The sequence below is a fragment of the Shewanella sp. DNRA4 genome (genome assembly GCF_012843185.1).
In the GTDB taxonomy this organism is placed as follows: domain Bacteria; phylum Pseudomonadota; class Gammaproteobacteria; order Enterobacterales; family Shewanellaceae; genus Shewanella; species Shewanella xiamenensis.
Window position 1 is genome coordinate 209,640 of the sequence record NZ_JABAIP010000009.1, and the last position, 16,777, is coordinate 226,416.

At 46.8% G+C, this 16,777-nt stretch carries 16 protein-coding genes and 1 tRNA gene; 5 read left to right on the forward strand and 12 right to left on the reverse strand.

The genetic code is table 11. The annotated features are described in order from the left end of the window. Positions 1-20: 20 nt before the first annotated feature. From tgt to HG547_RS11780, 3 genes are all read right to left on the reverse strand, one after another. Entirely contained in the window at positions 21-1,145 is a 1,125-nt protein-coding gene (gene tgt, locus HG547_RS11770; RefSeq protein ID WP_011622165.1) for a tRNA guanosine(34) transglycosylase Tgt, read from the reverse strand. Positions 1,146-1,305: 160 nt separating this feature from the next. Beyond that, the gene (gene queA / locus HG547_RS11775) at positions 1,306-2,343 is read right to left on the reverse strand and encodes a tRNA preQ1(34) S-adenosylmethionine ribosyltransferase-isomerase QueA (RefSeq protein ID WP_169547926.1); all 1,038 of its coding nucleotides are present in this window, start codon (positions 2,341-2,343) and stop codon (positions 1,306-1,308) included. 64 nt (positions 2,344-2,407) lie between these two features. Next, positions 2,408-2,614 carry a hypothetical protein gene (locus HG547_RS11780; RefSeq protein ID WP_037420254.1) on the reverse strand — a complete coding sequence of 69 codons (207 nt, stop codon included), beginning with the start codon at positions 2,612-2,614 and terminating at the stop codon, positions 2,408-2,410. Between the two features lie 188 nt (positions 2,615-2,802). On the opposite strand from HG547_RS11780, the gene HG547_RS11785 reads away from it, so the two are divergent. The 3 genes from HG547_RS11785 to HG547_RS11795 all read left to right on the forward strand — a co-directional run bounded on the left by HG547_RS11785 (position 2,803) and on the right by HG547_RS11795 (position 4,749). Next, the gene (locus HG547_RS11785; RefSeq protein WP_169547927.1) at positions 2,803-3,417 is read left to right on the forward strand and encodes an acyl carrier protein phosphodiesterase; all 615 of its coding nucleotides are present in this window, start codon (positions 2,803-2,805) and stop codon (positions 3,415-3,417) included. 124 nt (positions 3,418-3,541) lie between these two features. Beyond that, complete coding sequence (locus HG547_RS11790) at positions 3,542-3,991, forward strand: protein disulfide oxidoreductase (protein ID WP_169547940.1); 450 nt, start codon at positions 3,542-3,544, stop codon at positions 3,989-3,991. An 86-nt stretch (positions 3,992-4,077) separates the two neighbouring features. Continuing rightward, positions 4,078-4,749: an RluA family pseudouridine synthase gene (locus HG547_RS11795; protein ID WP_169547928.1), complete on the forward strand. Its 672-nt coding sequence runs from the start codon at positions 4,078-4,080 to the stop codon at positions 4,747-4,749. A 133-nt stretch (positions 4,750-4,882) separates the two neighbouring features. On the opposite strand, the gene HG547_RS11800 is transcribed toward HG547_RS11795, so the two are convergent. Then, a complete protein-coding gene (locus tag HG547_RS11800; protein WP_169547929.1) occupies positions 4,883-5,317 on the reverse strand; it encodes a hypothetical protein in 435 nt (144 codons plus the stop codon). 336 nt (positions 5,318-5,653) lie between these two features. Between HG547_RS11800 and HG547_RS11805 the strand changes: the two genes are divergently transcribed. Further along, complete coding sequence (locus HG547_RS11805) at positions 5,654-7,033, forward strand: Gfo/Idh/MocA family oxidoreductase (protein ID WP_169547930.1); 1,380 nt, start codon at positions 5,654-5,656, stop codon at positions 7,031-7,033. A 65-nt stretch (positions 7,034-7,098) separates the two neighbouring features. Here HG547_RS11805 and HG547_RS11810 read toward each other — a convergent pair whose 3' ends face one another. The 7 genes from HG547_RS11810 to HG547_RS11840 all read right to left on the reverse strand — a co-directional run bounded on the left by HG547_RS11810 (position 7,099) and on the right by HG547_RS11840 (position 14,288). Further along, the gene (locus HG547_RS11810) at positions 7,099-7,623 is read right to left on the reverse strand and encodes a CIA30 family protein (RefSeq protein ID WP_169547931.1); all 525 of its coding nucleotides are present in this window, start codon (positions 7,621-7,623) and stop codon (positions 7,099-7,101) included. Between the two features lie 76 nt (positions 7,624-7,699). After that, entirely contained in the window at positions 7,700-8,926 is a 1,227-nt protein-coding gene (gene sstT / locus HG547_RS11815) for a serine/threonine transporter SstT (RefSeq protein ID WP_037420273.1), read from the reverse strand. A gap of 169 nt (positions 8,927-9,095) precedes the next feature. Then, entirely contained in the window at positions 9,096-9,995 is a 900-nt protein-coding gene (locus HG547_RS11820; RefSeq protein WP_169547932.1) for a chemotaxis protein CheV, read from the reverse strand. 135 nt (positions 9,996-10,130) lie between these two features. Beyond that, the gene (locus HG547_RS11825; protein ID WP_037420279.1) at positions 10,131-10,601 is read right to left on the reverse strand and encodes a dual specificity protein phosphatase family protein; all 471 of its coding nucleotides are present in this window, start codon (positions 10,599-10,601) and stop codon (positions 10,131-10,133) included. A gap of 66 nt (positions 10,602-10,667) precedes the next feature. Further along, a complete protein-coding gene (locus HG547_RS11830) occupies positions 10,668-11,951 on the reverse strand; it encodes a DEAD/DEAH box helicase (protein ID WP_169547933.1) in 1,284 nt (427 codons plus the stop codon). Between the two features lie 37 nt (positions 11,952-11,988). Next, positions 11,989-12,555 carry a methylated-DNA--[protein]-cysteine S-methyltransferase gene (locus HG547_RS11835; protein WP_088585356.1) on the reverse strand — a complete coding sequence of 189 codons (567 nt, stop codon included), beginning with the start codon at positions 12,553-12,555 and terminating at the stop codon, positions 11,989-11,991. A gap of 107 nt (positions 12,556-12,662) precedes the next feature. Next, positions 12,663-14,288 carry an AlkA N-terminal domain-containing protein gene (locus tag HG547_RS11840; RefSeq protein WP_169547934.1) on the reverse strand — a complete coding sequence of 542 codons (1,626 nt, stop codon included), beginning with the start codon at positions 14,286-14,288 and terminating at the stop codon, positions 12,663-12,665. 183 nt (positions 14,289-14,471) lie between these two features. On the opposite strand from HG547_RS11840, the gene HG547_RS11845 reads away from it, so the two are divergent. After that, the gene (locus HG547_RS11845) at positions 14,472-16,301 is read left to right on the forward strand and encodes an ABC transporter ATP-binding protein (RefSeq protein ID WP_169547935.1); all 1,830 of its coding nucleotides are present in this window, start codon (positions 14,472-14,474) and stop codon (positions 16,299-16,301) included. 378 nt (positions 16,302-16,679) lie between these two features. Here HG547_RS11845 and HG547_RS11850 read toward each other — a convergent pair. After that, positions 16,680-16,755 (reverse strand) — tRNA-Glu (locus HG547_RS11850). Positions 16,756-16,777 lie beyond the last annotated feature (22 nt).

Consider the following 16,777-nt stretch of genomic DNA (forward strand, 5'->3'; position numbering starts at 1 on the left):
CTCTTCTTATTAGCAAAAAATCAATCGACTAACTCTGGTACTTCGCGACCTTGACTGGTATAGAAGTCCTTCACAAAGGCGTCTAATGTACCCGTCTCAATCGCACCGCGCAAACCTTCCATTAACATTTGATAGTATCTCAAGTTGTGAATGGTGTTTAAACGCGCCCCCAGAATCTCATTACAACGATCTAAATGGTAAAGGTATGCCCGTGAATAGTTTTTACAGGTATAACAATCACACTTAGGATCGAGCGGTGAAGTGTCATCACGATGACGCGCGTTGCGGATCTTGATGACACCTTCACTGGTAAACAGATGGCCGTTGCGGGCGTTACGGGTTGGCATCACACAGTCAAACATGTCGATACCACGACGCACACCTTCAACTAAATCCTCTGGCTTACCGACCCCCATCAGATAGCGCGGCTTGTCAGCAGGAATTTGTGGACAGACATGCTCAAGAATGCGGTGCATGTCTTCCTTAGGCTCACCTACGGCCAAACCACCGACGGCATAACCGTCGAAACCAATTTCGACTAAGCCTTTTAAGCTCTCGTCGCGTAAATCTTCATAAACACTGCCTTGGATAATCCCAAATAATGAATTGGGGTTTTCCAGGCGGTCAAACTCGTCGCGTGAACGCTTAGCCCAACGCAGTGACATCTGCATAGACTTGCGCGCTTCATCTTCGGTTGCTGGATACGGAGTACATTCGTCAAAAATCATTACCACATCACTGCCCAATGCATGTTGAATTTGCATTGATTTTTCAGGATCTAAGAAGATTTTCTCGCCGTTAATTGGCGAGCGGAAATGCACACCCTCTTCGGTAATTTTACGAATATCACCCAAACTGAACACTTGGAAACCGCCCGAATCGGTCAGAATAGGACGCTGCCAATTCATAAAATCGTGAAGGTCACCATGCTTACGCATGATTTCTTCGCCAGGGCGTAACCACAGGTGGAAAGTGTTACCGAGCAGAATATCGGCGCCAGTAGCACGCACTTCTTCTGGCGTCATCCCTTTTACCGTACCGTAAGTCCCTACAGGCATAAATGCTGGGGTTTCCACTGTACCACGTTCAAAAATCAAGCGACCACGGCGCGCACGGCCGTCGGTAGTGTCAAGTTCAAATTTCATCATTCACCTCGCCAGATAAACAGTCTGACTACATTTTTAATGGCAAGCGCCATTTTGATTAACAATAGAGATAGGGACAGTTCAAAAAGGTTCAACCTTTGGCTGAAAAAATACCCGCCCAAACTCAATGTGGGCGGCTATTTTAAAACAAAATCTTGGTCTAGTGAGCTTTTTTCGTCACAAACATGGCATCGCCATAGCTAAAGAAGCGATATTTTTGCGTGATTGCGTGTTGATACGCCGCCATAACATGATCAAAACCCGCAAAGGCACTAACCAACATGATGAGCGTCGATTCCGGCAGGTGAAAGTTAGTGATCATGGCATCGACGATTTGGAACTGATACCCAGGGTAGATAAAAATATCGGTATCACCGCTAAAGGCTTTAAGTTCGCCTTCACTTGCTCGGGCCGCACTCTCCAGTGAACGTACAGACGTCGTGCCCACAGCAACCACACGCTTGCCTGCCTCTTTCGTTTGGGCAATTAAATCCACCACATCCTGCGGCACATTGGCCCACTCGGAATGCATTTTGTGCTCGAGCACATTATCGACGCGCACAGGTTGGAAGGTGCCGGCACCGACATGCAGAGTCACAAAGGCGATATTTACGCCCTTGGCTTTTAATGCCTCAAGCATGACATCATCAAAGTGTAGACCCGCCGTAGGCGCGGCAACCGCACCGGGGTTCTGGTTATACACGGTTTGATAGCGCTCTTTATCGGCATCCTCATCGGGACGGTCGATATAAGGAGGCAATGGCATATGCCCTACTGCTTCGAGCACTTCTAAAATTGTGAGATCGGATAAGAGTTCGAGTTCAAATAAGGCGTCATGGCGCGCAGCCATCTTCATCTCATAACCGCCGTCGAGATGAATAATGCTATCTACTTTCGGGGATTTAGAGCTGCGCACATGGGCGAGGATACGCTTATCGTCGAGCATACGCTCAACTAAAATCTCGAGTTTACCACCACTGGCCTTTTGGCCAAATAAACGTGCAGGGATCACCCGGGTATTGTTAAATACCATTAAATCGCCGGGATTAATCATCTCCAGCAGATCGGTAAACTGTTTATCGGCGAGCGTGCCAGTATTGCCATCTAAGGTTAACAGACGTGACGCCGTACGTTGCGCCATGGGATAACGAGCGATAAGTTCGTCGGGAAGATCGAAAGAAAAGTCTGTTACGCGCATGCAAAGGCCTCTAGATAGCTTAGAACGGCGGCTAGTCTATGGTTAGAGGCCAATAAGATCAAGATTACTTGTTCACGATATCCATATCGGTCACTGCATCCTGCTCATTGAGCGTATTTGAGCTCAATGCGTCATCTACATCATATTTAGCCCGAGTGCGGGCAAAATGATCGATGCTGAAACTATGTTGCTCATAGGGAATATCAACCAGCATTTTTTTACGTTTGGGACGCTCGTCTTTACCAAGCATTTTGATGAACCAGTTCCACATCGTCCATGATCCTTAACAGGTTAGTTGATTAGCGCATTTTCTGTCTTTAGCATCAGCATTTACACTCCTGTTAGAAATGCTGAATCTAGCACTACCTTACAAAAGCACACGATTTTTGCCTATTTGCACTTTCCTCAGCGCGCCTGCCCATGATAACGTGAACCAACGCGATTAACCAAGCACAAAAAATGAACATTCTTACACACTTACATCTGGCTGATATCAGTAAAACCCACCTTGGTGCCAATCTAGCAGGCAATTTTATTACCGCGTCGATAGACAATGCCCCACAAGCACTACGCCAAGGACTGTGGTTAAACCATGAAATCAATCAGCTCTGCGCGACCCATGAGTTGACTCAAGAACTCATCGCATTGTTTCCTAAACAGTTAACAAGCATAGCAGCAGATTTGATGTTCATCAGTTTCGATTATTATTTAGCCTTCAACTGGGAAGAATATCATCATCTGTCACTGCCTGATTTTAGCCAAAAAGCCTATAGCGAATTGGCAGAATTTGCCGCGCAAAGCGATGTGTATCACCCTCAGCCATGCCTAGACATTATCGCCGATATGCGCCGTCAAGATTGGTTAAACGGCTACGCCACGCCTAAAGGCATTCAACAGGCATTAACCCAAAGGGCCAAAGGTCATCCGCACAGTGCCTTATTTAACGGTGCGGATAAAATTTTAGCCCAAATGCAGATTGAGACAGAAACCGCCTTTCGTACCTTCTACCCCCAGTTGATGGCCTATACCCGTATTTGGAGCCGTAAAACTCCGAGTGACTATTTACCCGAATAATCCCGAGGAGACCATCTCAGTGATAAGAGCAAGCTCAAGGGAGCAATCACCTCATCCAAAGGGATGGAAACAAAAACTGCAAAGCCCTCGATTTTGGCTAAAGCAGCTTAGGGATTTAACCATTATGGCGCTACTGCTCTATGGGGTAAGCCTCTATTTACAACGGGATATGGTCACAGGCCAAGCGCCAGTATTAAGCGGTATTACCATTGATGGCGGCAAGTTTGCACTTAATACAGCCCAAACTGAGCCAACATTAGTCTATTTCTGGGGAACCTGGTGCCCAGTATGCCGCGTAACATCGCCTATGGTTGAGACCATCAGCCAAAATCATCGGGTGATTTCAGTCGCCGTTGCTTCAGGTAGTGATAGTGAGATTCAAACCTTTATGGATGAACATCAATATCACTTTCCGGTACTTAATGATGATAGTGGAACGCAGAGTGCTCTCTGGGGCGCGATGGCATTTCCAGCCATTTATGTTATCGATACGCAAGGAAATATTCGTTACGTTACCTCAGGAGTAACATCTACCTGGGGGATAAAGTTTAGATTATGGTTAGCGCAGTTTTAATGCCAACTCCTCAATACACTGTTTGAGAATATACTGCTTAGTAACTGATATTTTGCTAGTATGGCCGCGCAAACGATGAGGATACGATGCAGATATTTGATTACCAGCCCCCTTCAGTCCCTTGGTTAGATCTTCGCTATCAAGATAGAGATGTGATCATTATTAATAAACCTTCGGGCTTATTGTCTAATCCCGGCAGAGCCGCACATACCTTCGATTGTGCCCTCACTCGGCTGCAACGTCTTTATCCTGAAACGATTCTGGTGCACAGACTCGACTGCGCCACCTCAGGAATTATGGTTTTTGCGCGCAATAAAAAAGCCGAATCCCACTTAAAAACCCAGTTTCAAGATCGACAAAGTGAGAAAGTGTATATTGCCGAGGTCATGGGACTGGTCGAGCTGGATGCAGGTATGATTGATTTAGCTATCGCCCCCGATCCCGAGCACCCCCCCTATCAAAAGACGCAAGCGGCGGGGACGGCTGGCGCGAAAAGTGCTCTTACCCATTACCGAGTGCTCGAAAGACGCGAAAACAGCACCTTAGTGGAATTAACCCCAGAAACGGGCCGAACCCACCAGCTTAGGGTACATATGCTCGCCCTTGGGCATCCCATTTTAGGGGATGAATTTTATGGTAATGCTGAGGTGATCAAGGCCAGACCGAGACTGTGTCTCCATGCCCAAAGCTTGAGCTTTACCCATCCGTATTCGGGTAAAAGGATGCATTTTTTCAGTCAGCATCCTTTCAATGAATAATCGGCAAAAATACAAGAGGTCGCGTTAAGCGACCTCTGTTTTAACCAAACCTGACCATCCCGCTACACAGGGATAAGCTTGAGAGGGAATATTATTCGCCCAACTCAGTTGCCATTAAAAAATCACAACCGTTTTAAGCAACGCGCTGATTAAAATCAATATCCGCAACTAATTTATCTACTTGAAAATAACTGCCCTGTTCGTTGCAAAATTGCAGTTGCATATTAGGCGTTACCATAAAATACTCACCGAAGAAATTACCGCCTACATCTTCTACTTTTTTGCCCTGTGGTGTATCAGTTAAATTGACTTCATCTAAGCTATGGCAGCCATCACTGAACCAAGTTTCTAAATAATATTTATCTGCTTCTTTATAGAGCGTAATTTTGTCACCTAGCAGTGGACGCTCATCTAACCAACGACCAATAATTTCACGATTTTGCATATCTGTCTCCCGCCAATGTAGGCGACGGCGTTTTTCAATCCCAGACATCCTGATATCCTTATGCAATACCCAATCACCTAAAGTGAACGTCAGTTGTGGTAGTACATTAAGCATAGAACCCATTTACCGCTTTACTCCCCCGAGTCGCAAATTACGTCAAACTCACCAAAAAATGTAATTTTTTGGTTAAATTTAATTTGCTAAACATTTAAAAACTAAAAGATAATTTAGCTTGATTAATTAATGGGCAGTGTAGCTTAATTAGAAAATAAAAACGCGATCTTTATCACTATTTACCTATCGCTAAAGTAAAGATAAATAACCTGTTGCAATACGGTTTATTTAATTACGTATGAATGAGCTTGTTACATCTTTTAATGTCCACTTACAGTGAGATTCTGATATAACAAGATGGATTAAAATCGCCCTACAAATAAACAACAATAAAGCAGGAAGCCTATGCACAATATTCATCGCCGCCATTTTCTGAAAGCCGCTGGCGCGGTCACTGCCGGCCTTGTTACGGCCAATATTGCCCTCGATGCTACCGCCAGTAACGTTGCCCCGAAACCCAGTCGCGGGAAATCAGTTATTGGACTCATTGCCCCTAAAATGGAGATGGTTAGAGTTGGTTTTATCGGTGTGGGAGAGCGTGGATTTAGCCATGTCGAACAGTTTTGTCACTTAGACGGCGTGGAGCTAAAAGCCATTTGCGATACGCACCAAGCGGTTATTGATAGAGCGGTTGAGCATATCGTTAAACAAAAACGGCCAAAACCTGCGATCTATACCGGCAATGATCTGAGCTATCGCGAGCTATTAAACCGTGATGACATCGATATTGTGATTATTTCCACTCCGTGGGAATGGCATGCTCCAATGGCTATCGACACTATGGAAAGTGGTAAACACGCCTTTGTTGAAGTACCACTCGCCCTCACAGTCGAAGAGTGCTGGCAAATCATCGATACCGCCGAGCGTACCCAGAAAAACTGCATGATGATGGAAAACGTCAATTACGGTCGTGAAGAACTGATGGTGCTTAACATGGTGCGCCAAGGCTTATTTGGCGAATTACTCCACGGCGAAGCCGCTTATATCCATGAACTGCGCTGGCAAATGAAAGAAATTGATCATAAAACCGGCTCATGGCGCACTTATTGGCATACTAAACGCAATGGTAATTTATATCCCACTCACGGTTTAGGGCCTATTTCCCAGTATATGAATATCAACCGTGGTGACAGATTCGATTACCTGACCTCCATGAGTTCGCCAGCTTTAGGTCGTGCTTTATATGCTAAGCGAGAATTTCCCGCCGATCATGAACGTAATCAGCTCAAATACATTAATGGCGATATGAGCACTAGCCTGATTAAAACCGTGAAAGGCAGAACCATTATGGTTCAACACGATACCACCACCCCAAGACCCTACAGTCGCCATAATCTAATCCAAGGCACTAACGGTGTGTTTGCTGGCTTCCCTAATCGTATCGCAATCGAAAATGGGGGTTTTGGTCAGAGTTACCACGAGTGGGATATGGACATGCAAAAGTGGTATGACAAATACGATCACCCACTGTGGCAACGTATTGGTAAAGAAGCCGAAATCAACGGCGGTCACGGCGGCATGGATTTTGTGATGCTTTGGCGAATGATCTATTGCCTACGTAACGGCGAGGCACTCGATCAGGATGTCTATGATGGTGCGGCTTGGTCTGTGGTCAATATTTTAAGTGAACAATCACTCAATAACCGCAGTAACTCAGTAAACTTCCCCGACTTTACCCGCGGCGCATGGGAACATGCTAAGCCCCTAGGGATTGTGGGAGCCTAAATCGCGCTGAGTTGAGCGTGTAACAGTAGATTAAGGGGACAAGCATTAGCTTATCCCCTTATGACTCAATAACAGCCTATTGATTTAATTTTTAATGCAAAATCACCACTTTGCTGCGCACCAATCACTAGCCCAATACTTGTGAGACGGCTCAAATCAATCTCAACACGCTCAATCGGCTTGCCACGGCACTGGGGATGAAACGCCGTAAAGGGGATTTCAATACGTTGCCAGTGAATAATACTGCCACCATTAACGCCAAAAGACTGATGCTTAGCATCGGGCATCGGCGCTTGATAAACCGTACTCTGCGGCGTGTCGGCATCTTTGAGATTCACTTTGTAGTGCTTGCTTCTATCACGGTCGAGTTCGAGATAAATCCCAGTGAATTCACTCACATTTTTGGGTTCAAACTCACAGCGCACCGAGGCAAACCCGCCACCATTGGCGAGTGACACATGGCCGCTAAACATCCCATAGCCTAACGGAGAGATGGCGAGCTTACTGCGTGACAAACCGCCCATCACTGTATCATTAACACCATACCAAGACTTTGCCGCATTTAACTCTTTAAAATCGAAAAGGATCATAACTACTCCCATAAAAAAGCAGCCACCGAAGTGACTGCTCCTATGATACTTTCTTCTACACTAACAACAGCACACTTTATCCAAGTTTAGCTTTGTTTTCAGCGGCTTCACAAGCAGCAGCGGTAAAAATCACGTCCGTAGAGCTATTCAGTGCCGTTTCGGCAGCATCTTGGATCACGCCGATAATAAAACCAACAGCAACCACTTGCATCGCCACATCGTTAGAAATGCCAAACAAGCTACAAGCAAGCGGAATAAGTAGTAACGAACCACCCGCCACACCGGATGCGCCACAGGCAGAAATCGCAGCTACCACGCTAAGCAGCAAGGCAGTCAGCAGATCAACTTGAATCCCCAAAGTATGTGCCGCAGCTAAAGTCAGTACGGTAATCGTAATCGCAGCGCCGCCCATATTGATGGTTGCCCCTAACGGAATAGAGACTGAATAAGTATCTTCGTGCAGATTTAACTTTTCACACAATGCCATATTCACTGGAATATTGGCCGCACTTGAGCGGGTGAAAAATGCCGTCACACCACTCTCACGCAGACAGCGGATCACAAGTGGATAGGGATTACGTTTGATTTTAACGTAAACAATCAGCGGGTTAATAATTAAGGCGATAATAGCCATCGCACCGAGCAATACGGCTAATAACTGAGCGTAGCCCGCAATTGCCGCAAAACCGGTTTCAGCAAATGTGGCAGCAACTAGACCAAAAATACCAATAGGCGCTAACCGAATGATAAAATGCACCATTTGCGAAATACCATGGCTCACATCCGCAAACACTTGTTTGGTTGAATCACTCGAATGATGTAAGGCTAAGCCAAGACCCACGCCCCAAGCCAAAATACCTATGTAGTTCCCCGTCATCAGGGCATTCACGGGATTATCAACCAGTTTAAACAACAGGGTGTTAATCACCTCACCAATTCCCTGTGGCGGACTGGTGCCTTCAACACCCGCAACTAACACCAGATTAGTCGGGAACATCATACTTAAAATCACTGCGGTTAATGCCGCAGCAAAGGTACCCAATAAGTACAACACCACGATTGGGCGCATATTCGTTTGAGTATTTTTCTTTTGATTCGCAATGGAGGATGCCACGAGAATAAAGACTAGAATAGGCGCTATCGCTTTTAATGCACCAACAAATAAACTACCTAAAAAAGCGACTTGTTTGGCCCATTCATGTGAAAAACTGGCTAAAGCGACACCAGCGATAATCCCGACGAGAATTTGCAGCACCAAACTGCTATTAGCCAACTTGGCTAAAAAAGATGATTCTTGTTTCATTACTTAACCTATCGTTATTATATTTCGGCTGAGTTTCCCCATCCCACACCTTCAAAATTGAGGCAAATAAGGTTTTATAGGATGTGATGGAACTTGTCTAGCTTTGCAGGGAAATAAGCGAATTAAATTACCCAGTCCCTGCAAAACCCTTACAAAAATCCAACACGCTCTAATTTAACCGCTTAGCCGCTAAATCAGCCCCCCGTAGCATGGCTTCCACAAGCTCATGGGCATCAAACTTAGTCAGCGCCTCATTTGCCCCCACTTGATGGGCTTGGCTGACGCTGATTTCGCTGGACAACGAGGTATGGAGAATAATATAAGCATTAGCCAACAGTGGATTATCTCGGACTTCAAATGCCAGCTCATAGCCATCGAGCCCCGGCATTTCGATGTCACTAACTAAAATATCAATCGGGTGACGCTCGGCAGCCGCCTGCTCCATAATAGAGAGCGCTTCTCTTCCATCAGGGGTCACGAAATAGGGAATATTAATACTATCGAGCGCATCGGAAAGTTGCTTGCGGGCCACCTTAGAATCATCGACCAACAGAATCCGCATGGGTTTTAACTTCTCCCGCTGCACATCCGTTAGGATTGCTCGATTGGCCTCGGGTGCATCGGGGAACACCTTAGACAGTAACAGCTCCACGTCAAGTAACTGCACTAACTGATTATCGTAGCGCGTCACCCCAGTTAAAAAGGCATTTCTCCCTAAATTTGCCGATGGCGCTTCAATGTCACGCCAATTGCACTCAATAATCTTATCAATGGCGCGCACTAAAAAGCCGATAATCATGCGCTGGCAATCAGTAATGATGATATAGCAATGTTTACGTTCTTCATCACTGATTGGCCGATAACCAATGGCAGCCGCCATATCCACCACCGGGATGGTATGACCACGAATGGTCGCGGCACCCATGATTGTCGGATGAGATTTAGGGATCTTACTCAACGGCGTGTAAGGCACTAATTCACGAATTTTGAGCGTGCCTAAGGCAAATACCTGATGTTGAGATAACCGAAAAAGGAGTAGCCCTTGTGACTGATTTGCCTTACTTTTCATGATAAAACTAAGCGCTCACTCAAATTAAACTGCCAGTATATTAACCTTAACATGCCTTAAAAGTGATGACTAAGGTCAAATGTGATCAAATCAGCCAATTACTTTATCTTTGGAACAATCTTCCCTTCTCAAGGACTAATCCTGCAAAGCATAGAGCACATCGAAGGCAAACTGATCCCACCCCTCAGCGCTAAAAGCAATGTCGCGAATGCTGCGCACTTGGCTAACGGCATGCAACGGCGCAGCACCATTAACCATGAGGTAATAAGCCATAATGAGCCCGGTACGATCTTTTCCCGAACGGCAATGGATTAACACGGGTAAATCATCGGCTTCACATTGTTGAATAAAGGCTAGCGCTCTGGGTAGTTGGGCGACACAAATGGCGATATCCCCTTCCTGTGGCGGCACGTTTCTGGAAAACGGGATACATTCATAACGCAAACCATGGTGCTGAAAACTACCGGGCTCGCAGCCTTCTCCGCCATTAACGGATAACACGGCGCGGATCCCCGATGCTTTAAGCTCTGCTAAATCCCAAGGGTCCTTATTGGGACCACTGCGGCCCGCGATTTTACCTTCAACTAACCAAAATAAATGCTGCATACTGCCTCTACCAAACCAATTCGAAACAACCTGAAGATATGCTAAGCATAACTCACACCTGAGGAATTAAGACTTTTTACCCCAAAACTCAACATTCGCCACGGGTAACTGTTTACGCTTTTTCTTGCCAGAGCCTTCGGGCTTGGCCTGAGGTTTTTCCTGCGCTAACACATCCAGCGGTATTTCAGCATTGGCTTCAAATCCGGGGATTTGTTCACGCACTAGTTTGATTTTGTTTTTCTTTTCAATCACACCAAAGTGGTGATATTCCTCATGGGAAATTAAAGTCACCGCGAGGCCCGCCTCGCCCGCACGACCGCTACGACCAATACGGTGCATATAATCGGCTGGACTTCTTGGTAAATCAAAGTTAATCACGACGGGGAGTTTATCAATATCAATACCACGGGCTGCGATATCCGTCGCAACCAGCACACTAATGTCACCATTTTTAAACCCATCAAGGACGCGAGTCCGCGCACCTTGAGCTTTATCGCCATGAAAGACTTCGGCGCTAATTCCCCGTTTTGACAACTTTTGCGCGAGGTGGTTACAGGTATTTTTAGCACTGACAAAAATTAACGCCTGTGACCATTGATGCTGTTTAATCAAATGGGCCAATAACGCTGTTTTTTGTTCGCGGTTAACGGTTATCACACGCTGAACAATGGTGCTTTCTTGCTCACTTTGCAGATGAAACTCAAGCGGTTGATGGAGTAATTGGGTCGTTAGCGCGCGAACTTCTTCGGGGAATGTCGCCGAAAACAGTAAGGTTTGTTTTTTGGCAGGGAGCGCCTCAAGCACTTGATTTAATTCATCAGTAAATCCAATGCTTAACATGCGGTCCGCTTCATCCAGCACTAAGGCCGAGACGCGATTTAACTTAAGCGCATTGCTGGCTAATAAATCCAGTAAACGCCCAGGAGTTGCGACCAACACATCGGCGCCAGCGCGTAAACTTTGCATTTGCAGATTGACAGACACGCCACCAAAGGCCGCAACTATCTTAAGTTGGCCATTAAAATGGGATGCATAGGATAAAAAGCTGTCGGCGACTTGTTGCGCCAATTCGCGCGTAGGCACGAGCACCAAACAACGCACTTGGCCTGCCGACTTATCAGCACTTTTCGCTTCACTCAATCGCTGCAATAACGGCACTGCAAAAGCAGCGGTTTTTCCAGAACCTGTATTCGCCCCTGCTAACACGTCCTGTCCACTGAGTACGGCAGGAATGGTAGCCGCTTGTATCGGAGTGGGAAAAACATAACCCAGCTCAGAGAGTCGATTACATAAGGGGGCAATAATGCCAAGTTCGGCAAAGCTGGCAACGGCGGAAGAAGCTTGGGTCATAAAAAATTACATGGCTCATCAATAACAAATATGACCGCTATTCTAACGTAAAATGCGCGCCCTTGCTTGTCGATTCCAGCATTAACAGTTGCTGTTTCATCGTAAGTCCATAGGCATAACCCGTTAATTGGCCATTTTTACCAATGATACGGTGACAGGGCACAATAATCGCGATGGGATTGGCGCCATTGGCCGCGCCAACTGCCCGAACGGCTTTGGGTCTTGCGATACGCTGGGCAATCTCGCCATAACTGCAACTCTGGCCATAACCGACCTGCACCAAGGCCTGCCACACCTGCTGCTGAAATTCGGTTCCCTTGGGCGCTAAGCTTAAGTGGAACTGGGTTAGCTCACCGCGAAAATAATCCAGAAGCTGCGCCTTTGCCTGATCAATATGACTTTTAGCCCGCGCGAGTTCGTCATCACTTGCGACCTTTAGGGGGATCTCGGTACGACTAGACCCCACAACAGTTAAATGGCTCAATCCGTAGGCATTGGCATTAAGTTGTAGTACGCCCACAGGAGTACTTAAGATATCGACAGCGCAGGGCTGATAATCTTTGGCCGTTGGGGCGCTAATCAGTTGCGATAAATTCGGGCTCATAGTGGTTCTCGTCAACGGCTTTAGTACAGTGTTTTCGTACTGTGTTTCAAATAGTGGCTCTCATATAGAGCCTCGGTACTGAATCAATAAACATGGCCTGTAATGCCCTATGCATTGGACCACAGCAGGAAGGTCAAATAACTCCCCCAAGGGGCGATATCCGCACTTACCCGCTCAACAATCGCTGAATAATCCAGTTGTTTTTGCGCTTCAGTATCCAACCCTGTCTGCTCACCCATAGTCGCCAGTAATTGCTTTTTCACAATTAAATCCGTGTGCAGGAAGATATTTGGATCGCCAAGCCCACGTAATTTGGCATAGGCAATGGTCCAGGGGCCAATGCCTTTTACCCTAATCCAATCATCAGCTGTGGCTTCTGGGTGCTCACAGATAAACGCTGCAAGCGCATTGAGCGCCAGTTTGCGCGCGCCAGGCATTTTAAGCTTATCGAGGCAGGCATGACGGATCACCTGCGGTGTAGGGAACAAGCGATACTCTTGCCCGTTTAAGCTAAAGCGTTCACCATAGGCTTCGACCAATAAATTGAGTAACTTAGTGGCCTGCACTACGCTCACCTGCTGACCTAAAACGGCTCGGCAACCCGCCTCAAATAAAGATCCTGCTCCCGGGATCCTAAGACCTGATTTAGGGATTAACTTAAGATCGGTCAAACGCTGTAGCTTATGCTCAATTAGCTGCATATCGGCATCGAGATCTAAAATGCGCCGCACTTGGGTGATGAGTTTTTGTAGGCCCGCCAAGGGCGAGTCGGGCGTTAATGTCAGCGTGATTTTAAAGCGATGCAAATGTGCCTCATGGGCGATACGCACCACTGCGCGGATATCCTCAAGTTGCAGGGTGCGACCATACTCAAGTGTATCTTGGGGCATCATGTCGTTGGAGTCATGATTTGCCCCCTCACTAAACCACTCCATTCCCGCCACGGCGCGCAGGCGATAAAAGGCTAACTGCGCCGGCCAATCGAGCGGCGGTCGGTAATACTGATATAGACTCAAACTGTGCGCTGGCATCTCCTGCGGACTAGCCTTATTAGTTCTCTCCCCTTCCTCTAACTTGGCAGTCGACTTCAGACTGGATTTTCTTAACTGCGTGGGCGTTAATTGCAGCGACTGCTGAAATGCCTCGTTGAAACGGCGAATACTGTTAAAGCCTGCAGCAAGCGCAACCTGAGTGATGGGCAGCTGCGTCTGATGCAACAACTGTTTTGCGAACATTAACTGACGATAGAGGGCAAATTGCTTCGGTGAAGTGCCAAATCCAGCGGTAAATAACTTATTTAGATAACGACTGCTGATCCCCAATTTGTCCGCCAAGGCCTCGACCGTTAATCCATGCTCGCCAGATAAGGCGCCAGCTTCAATCAAGCCTATAGCTCTGTCTAAGGTTGTGCCTGTGCCTTTCCACGGATTTGAGCCTGGAGCACTGTCGGGGCGGCAACGCAGACAAGGTCTAAGTCCCGCCTGAGCAGCTTTAATGACCGAGTCAAAATAACGCACATTTTCTTCCTTCGGCGCCACTGCTGGGCACACTGTTCGGCAATAAATTCCCGTACTTAGCACGCCCACAAAGAATTTACCGTCAAAACGTGGATCACGGCTCATGCGCGCTTCACGGCAAATCCCAGCGGATATTTGGCAATCCTGCGAGTCGCTTGATGCTGGCTCGTATGGCGGTTTTGGGGCTGAGTTTTGGCTCACGGCTGTTTGCTTCATTTGGCTATCCGACACTCTTATTCACAATTTTGTACTTGTCGGTTACTGTACGTCACCCTATGCTAGCACACTCGCGGAAAACGGAACTGGATCATCGCGTGCTTTTAAAGTGCAAGATCCTATATGCTAGACACCTCGACGTTTTTCCCCATTTACTTATTTTCAATAAAATAGAGTCAATTCATGTTTAAACGATTTGAATCTTGGGTGGAAGCCCTACCGGATGGCGAACCAACCAAGCCGCCCACAGGGGTGTATGCGTTTTGCCGCCACTACACTAAGGGTTATGAATTACCGCTGATATTAATGTCAGTGCTGACAGCCTTCATCGCCATGCTCGAAGTTTCACTCTTTGGCTTTATGGGACAATTAGTCGATTGGTTAGTGAAAAAAAGCCCAGAGACGCTCTATCAGGATGAAGGTTCTACGCTGATATTAATGGGTGTAATGGTCCTAGTGGTGATGCCATTGTTAGTGCTATTTCATGCACTGATCATGCATCAAACCTTGCTGGGTAATTATCCCATGTCGATCCGCTGGCTTGCGCACCGCTATCTGCTCAAGCAAAGCGTCTCCTTCTATCAGAATGACTTTGCTGGCCGTATTGCCACTAAGGTGATGCAAACCTCCCTTGCGGTGCGTGAAACCGTGATGAAACTCCTCGATGTACTGGTATACATTTTAGTGTACTTCACCTCCATGCTGGTGATGGTGGCCAGTGCCGATGTGCGCCTAGTGGTCCCGATGTTGATTTGGCTAGCGCTCTATATTGGTCTGCAATGGTACTTTGTGCCGCGGCTTAAAACGGTCTCAACCGAACAGGCCGATGCCCGCTCGACGATGACTGGCCGAATTGTTGATAGTTACACCAATATCACCACGGTGAAACTCTTCGCCCATACGGATAAAGAAGCTGATTACGCTAAAGCGAGTATGCGCAGTTTCCTCGACACGGTTTATCGCCAGATGCGCCTCGTCACAGGGATCAGCGTCAGTGTACAAATCATTAACTACTTACTCGCGTTCAGCATTGCCGCCGTATCAATCGCGCTCTGGAGTGACAATGCCATCTCGGTGGGTGCAATTGCAATTGCCGTGAGTTTAGCGCTGCGCCTCAATGGGATGTCTCAGTGGATCATGTGGGAAATCAGTTCATTATTTGAAAATATTGGTACAGTCACCGATGGGATGAACACCCTTTCCAAGACGACACTCATTCAAGACTCGCCAGATGCAAACACCTTAGTAGTGGAACAAGGTCGGATCGATTTTAATCAGGTGAGCTTTCATTATGGTGAAAATACTGGCGTAATCGACGAACTCAACCTCACGATCAAAGCGGGCGAAAAAGTCGGTCTAGTTGGCCGCTCGGGCGCGGGTAAGTCTACCTTAGTCAATCTGTTAATGCGCTTTTACGATGTTGAGAAAGGCCAAATTTGTATCGATGGACAAGACATTAAGTCCGTCAAACAGGATTCGCTACGTTCACAGATTGGTATGGTCACCCAAGACACTTCCCTACTGCACCGCACGATTCGTGAAAATATTCTGTACGGCAATCCAGGGGCGAGCGAAATCCAACTCGAACATGCGATTAAACAAGCTCAGGCCCATGATTTTATTAATGAACTAACCGACCCTAATGGCAATCATGGTTTAGATGCACAAGTCGGTGAACGCGGCGTGAAACTCTCTGGCGGACAAAGACAACGTATCGCGATTGCTAGGGTGCTATTAAAAAATGCGCCGATTTTACTGCTTGATGAGGCCACTTCCGCCTTGGACTCTGAAGTTGAAGCTGCGATTCAAGAAAGCTTATACGAATTGATGCAGGGCAAAACCGTGATTGCAATCGCCCATCGATTATCGACTATTGCCGCAATGGACAGATTAATCGTGCTCGATCAAGGACGTATCGTCGAGCAAGGAACCCATCAAGAGCTGATTGCTGCTGGCGGTATCTATGCCCAGTTATGGGCTCACCAAACTGGCGGATTTTTAGGGGTTGAATAGTGTCGAGTTGTAACTTAATGAACTGATTTTAAAGGCGACATTAAGTCGCCTTTTTATTTTGTTCTGCCCCGTCCTAAATAGTGTTGTTGCATACTAACAGCGAGACATCTTTCCAAGACTTTATCCCTAATATGCAGCAAGCAAGTCTAAACCCAATAGAAATAGAGGAAACCAATAAACGTTGTGGCTTGTGTGGCTTGTGGCTTGTGGCTTGTGGCTTGTGGCTTGTGGCTTGTGGCTTGTGGCTTGTGGCTTGTGGCTTGTGGCTTGTGGCTTGTGGCTTGTGGCTTGTGGCACGATAAAATAATAGATACAAAAAAACCATCTTTCGATGGTTTATTGTCTTCAACTAACGTTAGCGATTAACCTTAGTTGAGGTGGTATCCCCTAGGGGATTCGAACCCCTGTTACCGCCGTGAAAGGGCGGTGTCCTAGGCCTCTAGACGAAGGGGACACAAGGACTTATGTTTTTCCTC

Bases quoted from the DNA above. Each gene is read 5' to 3' on its own strand.
- HG547_RS11820 (WP_169547932.1), bottom strand. From the start codon at position 9,995: ATGAAAAGTAAGGCAAATCAGTCACAAGGGCTACTCCTTTTTCGGTTA.
- HG547_RS11785 (WP_169547927.1), top strand. From the start codon at position 2,803: ATGAACATTCTTACACACTTACATCTGGCTGATATCAGTAAAACCCAC.
- HG547_RS11780 (WP_037420254.1), bottom strand. From the start codon at position 2,614: ATGTGGAACTGGTTCATCAAAATGCTTGGTAAAGACGAGCGTCCCAAA.
- HG547_RS11795 (WP_169547928.1), top strand. From the start codon at position 4,078: ATGCAGATATTTGATTACCAGCCCCCTTCAGTCCCTTGGTTAGATCTT.
- HG547_RS11805 (WP_169547930.1), top strand. From the start codon at position 5,654: ATGCACAATATTCATCGCCGCCATTTTCTGAAAGCCGCTGGCGCGGTC.
- HG547_RS11810 (WP_169547931.1), bottom strand. From the start codon at position 7,623: ATGATCCTTTTCGATTTTAAAGAGTTAAATGCGGCAAAGTCTTGGTAT.
- queA (WP_169547926.1), bottom strand. From the start codon at position 2,343: ATGCGCGTAACAGACTTTTCTTTCGATCTTCCCGACGAACTTATCGCT.
- sstT (WP_037420273.1), bottom strand. From the start codon at position 8,926: ATGAAACAAGAATCATCTTTTTTAGCCAAGTTGGCTAATAGCAGTTTG.
- tgt (WP_011622165.1), bottom strand. From the start codon at position 1,145: ATGAAATTTGAACTTGACACTACCGACGGCCGTGCGCGCCGTGGTCGC.
- HG547_RS11790 (WP_169547940.1), top strand. From the start codon at position 3,542: ATGGCGCTACTGCTCTATGGGGTAAGCCTCTATTTACAACGGGATATG.
- HG547_RS11835 (WP_088585356.1), bottom strand. From the start codon at position 12,555: ATGAGCCCGAATTTATCGCAACTGATTAGCGCCCCAACGGCCAAAGAT.
- HG547_RS11845 (WP_169547935.1), top strand. From the start codon at position 14,472: ATGTTTAAACGATTTGAATCTTGGGTGGAAGCCCTACCGGATGGCGAA.
- HG547_RS11830 (WP_169547933.1), bottom strand. From the start codon at position 11,951: ATGACCCAAGCTTCTTCCGCCGTTGCCAGCTTTGCCGAACTTGGCATT.
- HG547_RS11800 (WP_169547929.1), bottom strand. From the start codon at position 5,317: ATGGGTTCTATGCTTAATGTACTACCACAACTGACGTTCACTTTAGGT.
- HG547_RS11840 (WP_169547934.1), bottom strand. From the start codon at position 14,288: ATGAAGCAAACAGCCGTGAGCCAAAACTCAGCCCCAAAACCGCCATAC.
- HG547_RS11825 (WP_037420279.1), bottom strand. From the start codon at position 10,601: ATGCAGCATTTATTTTGGTTAGTTGAAGGTAAAATCGCGGGCCGCAGT.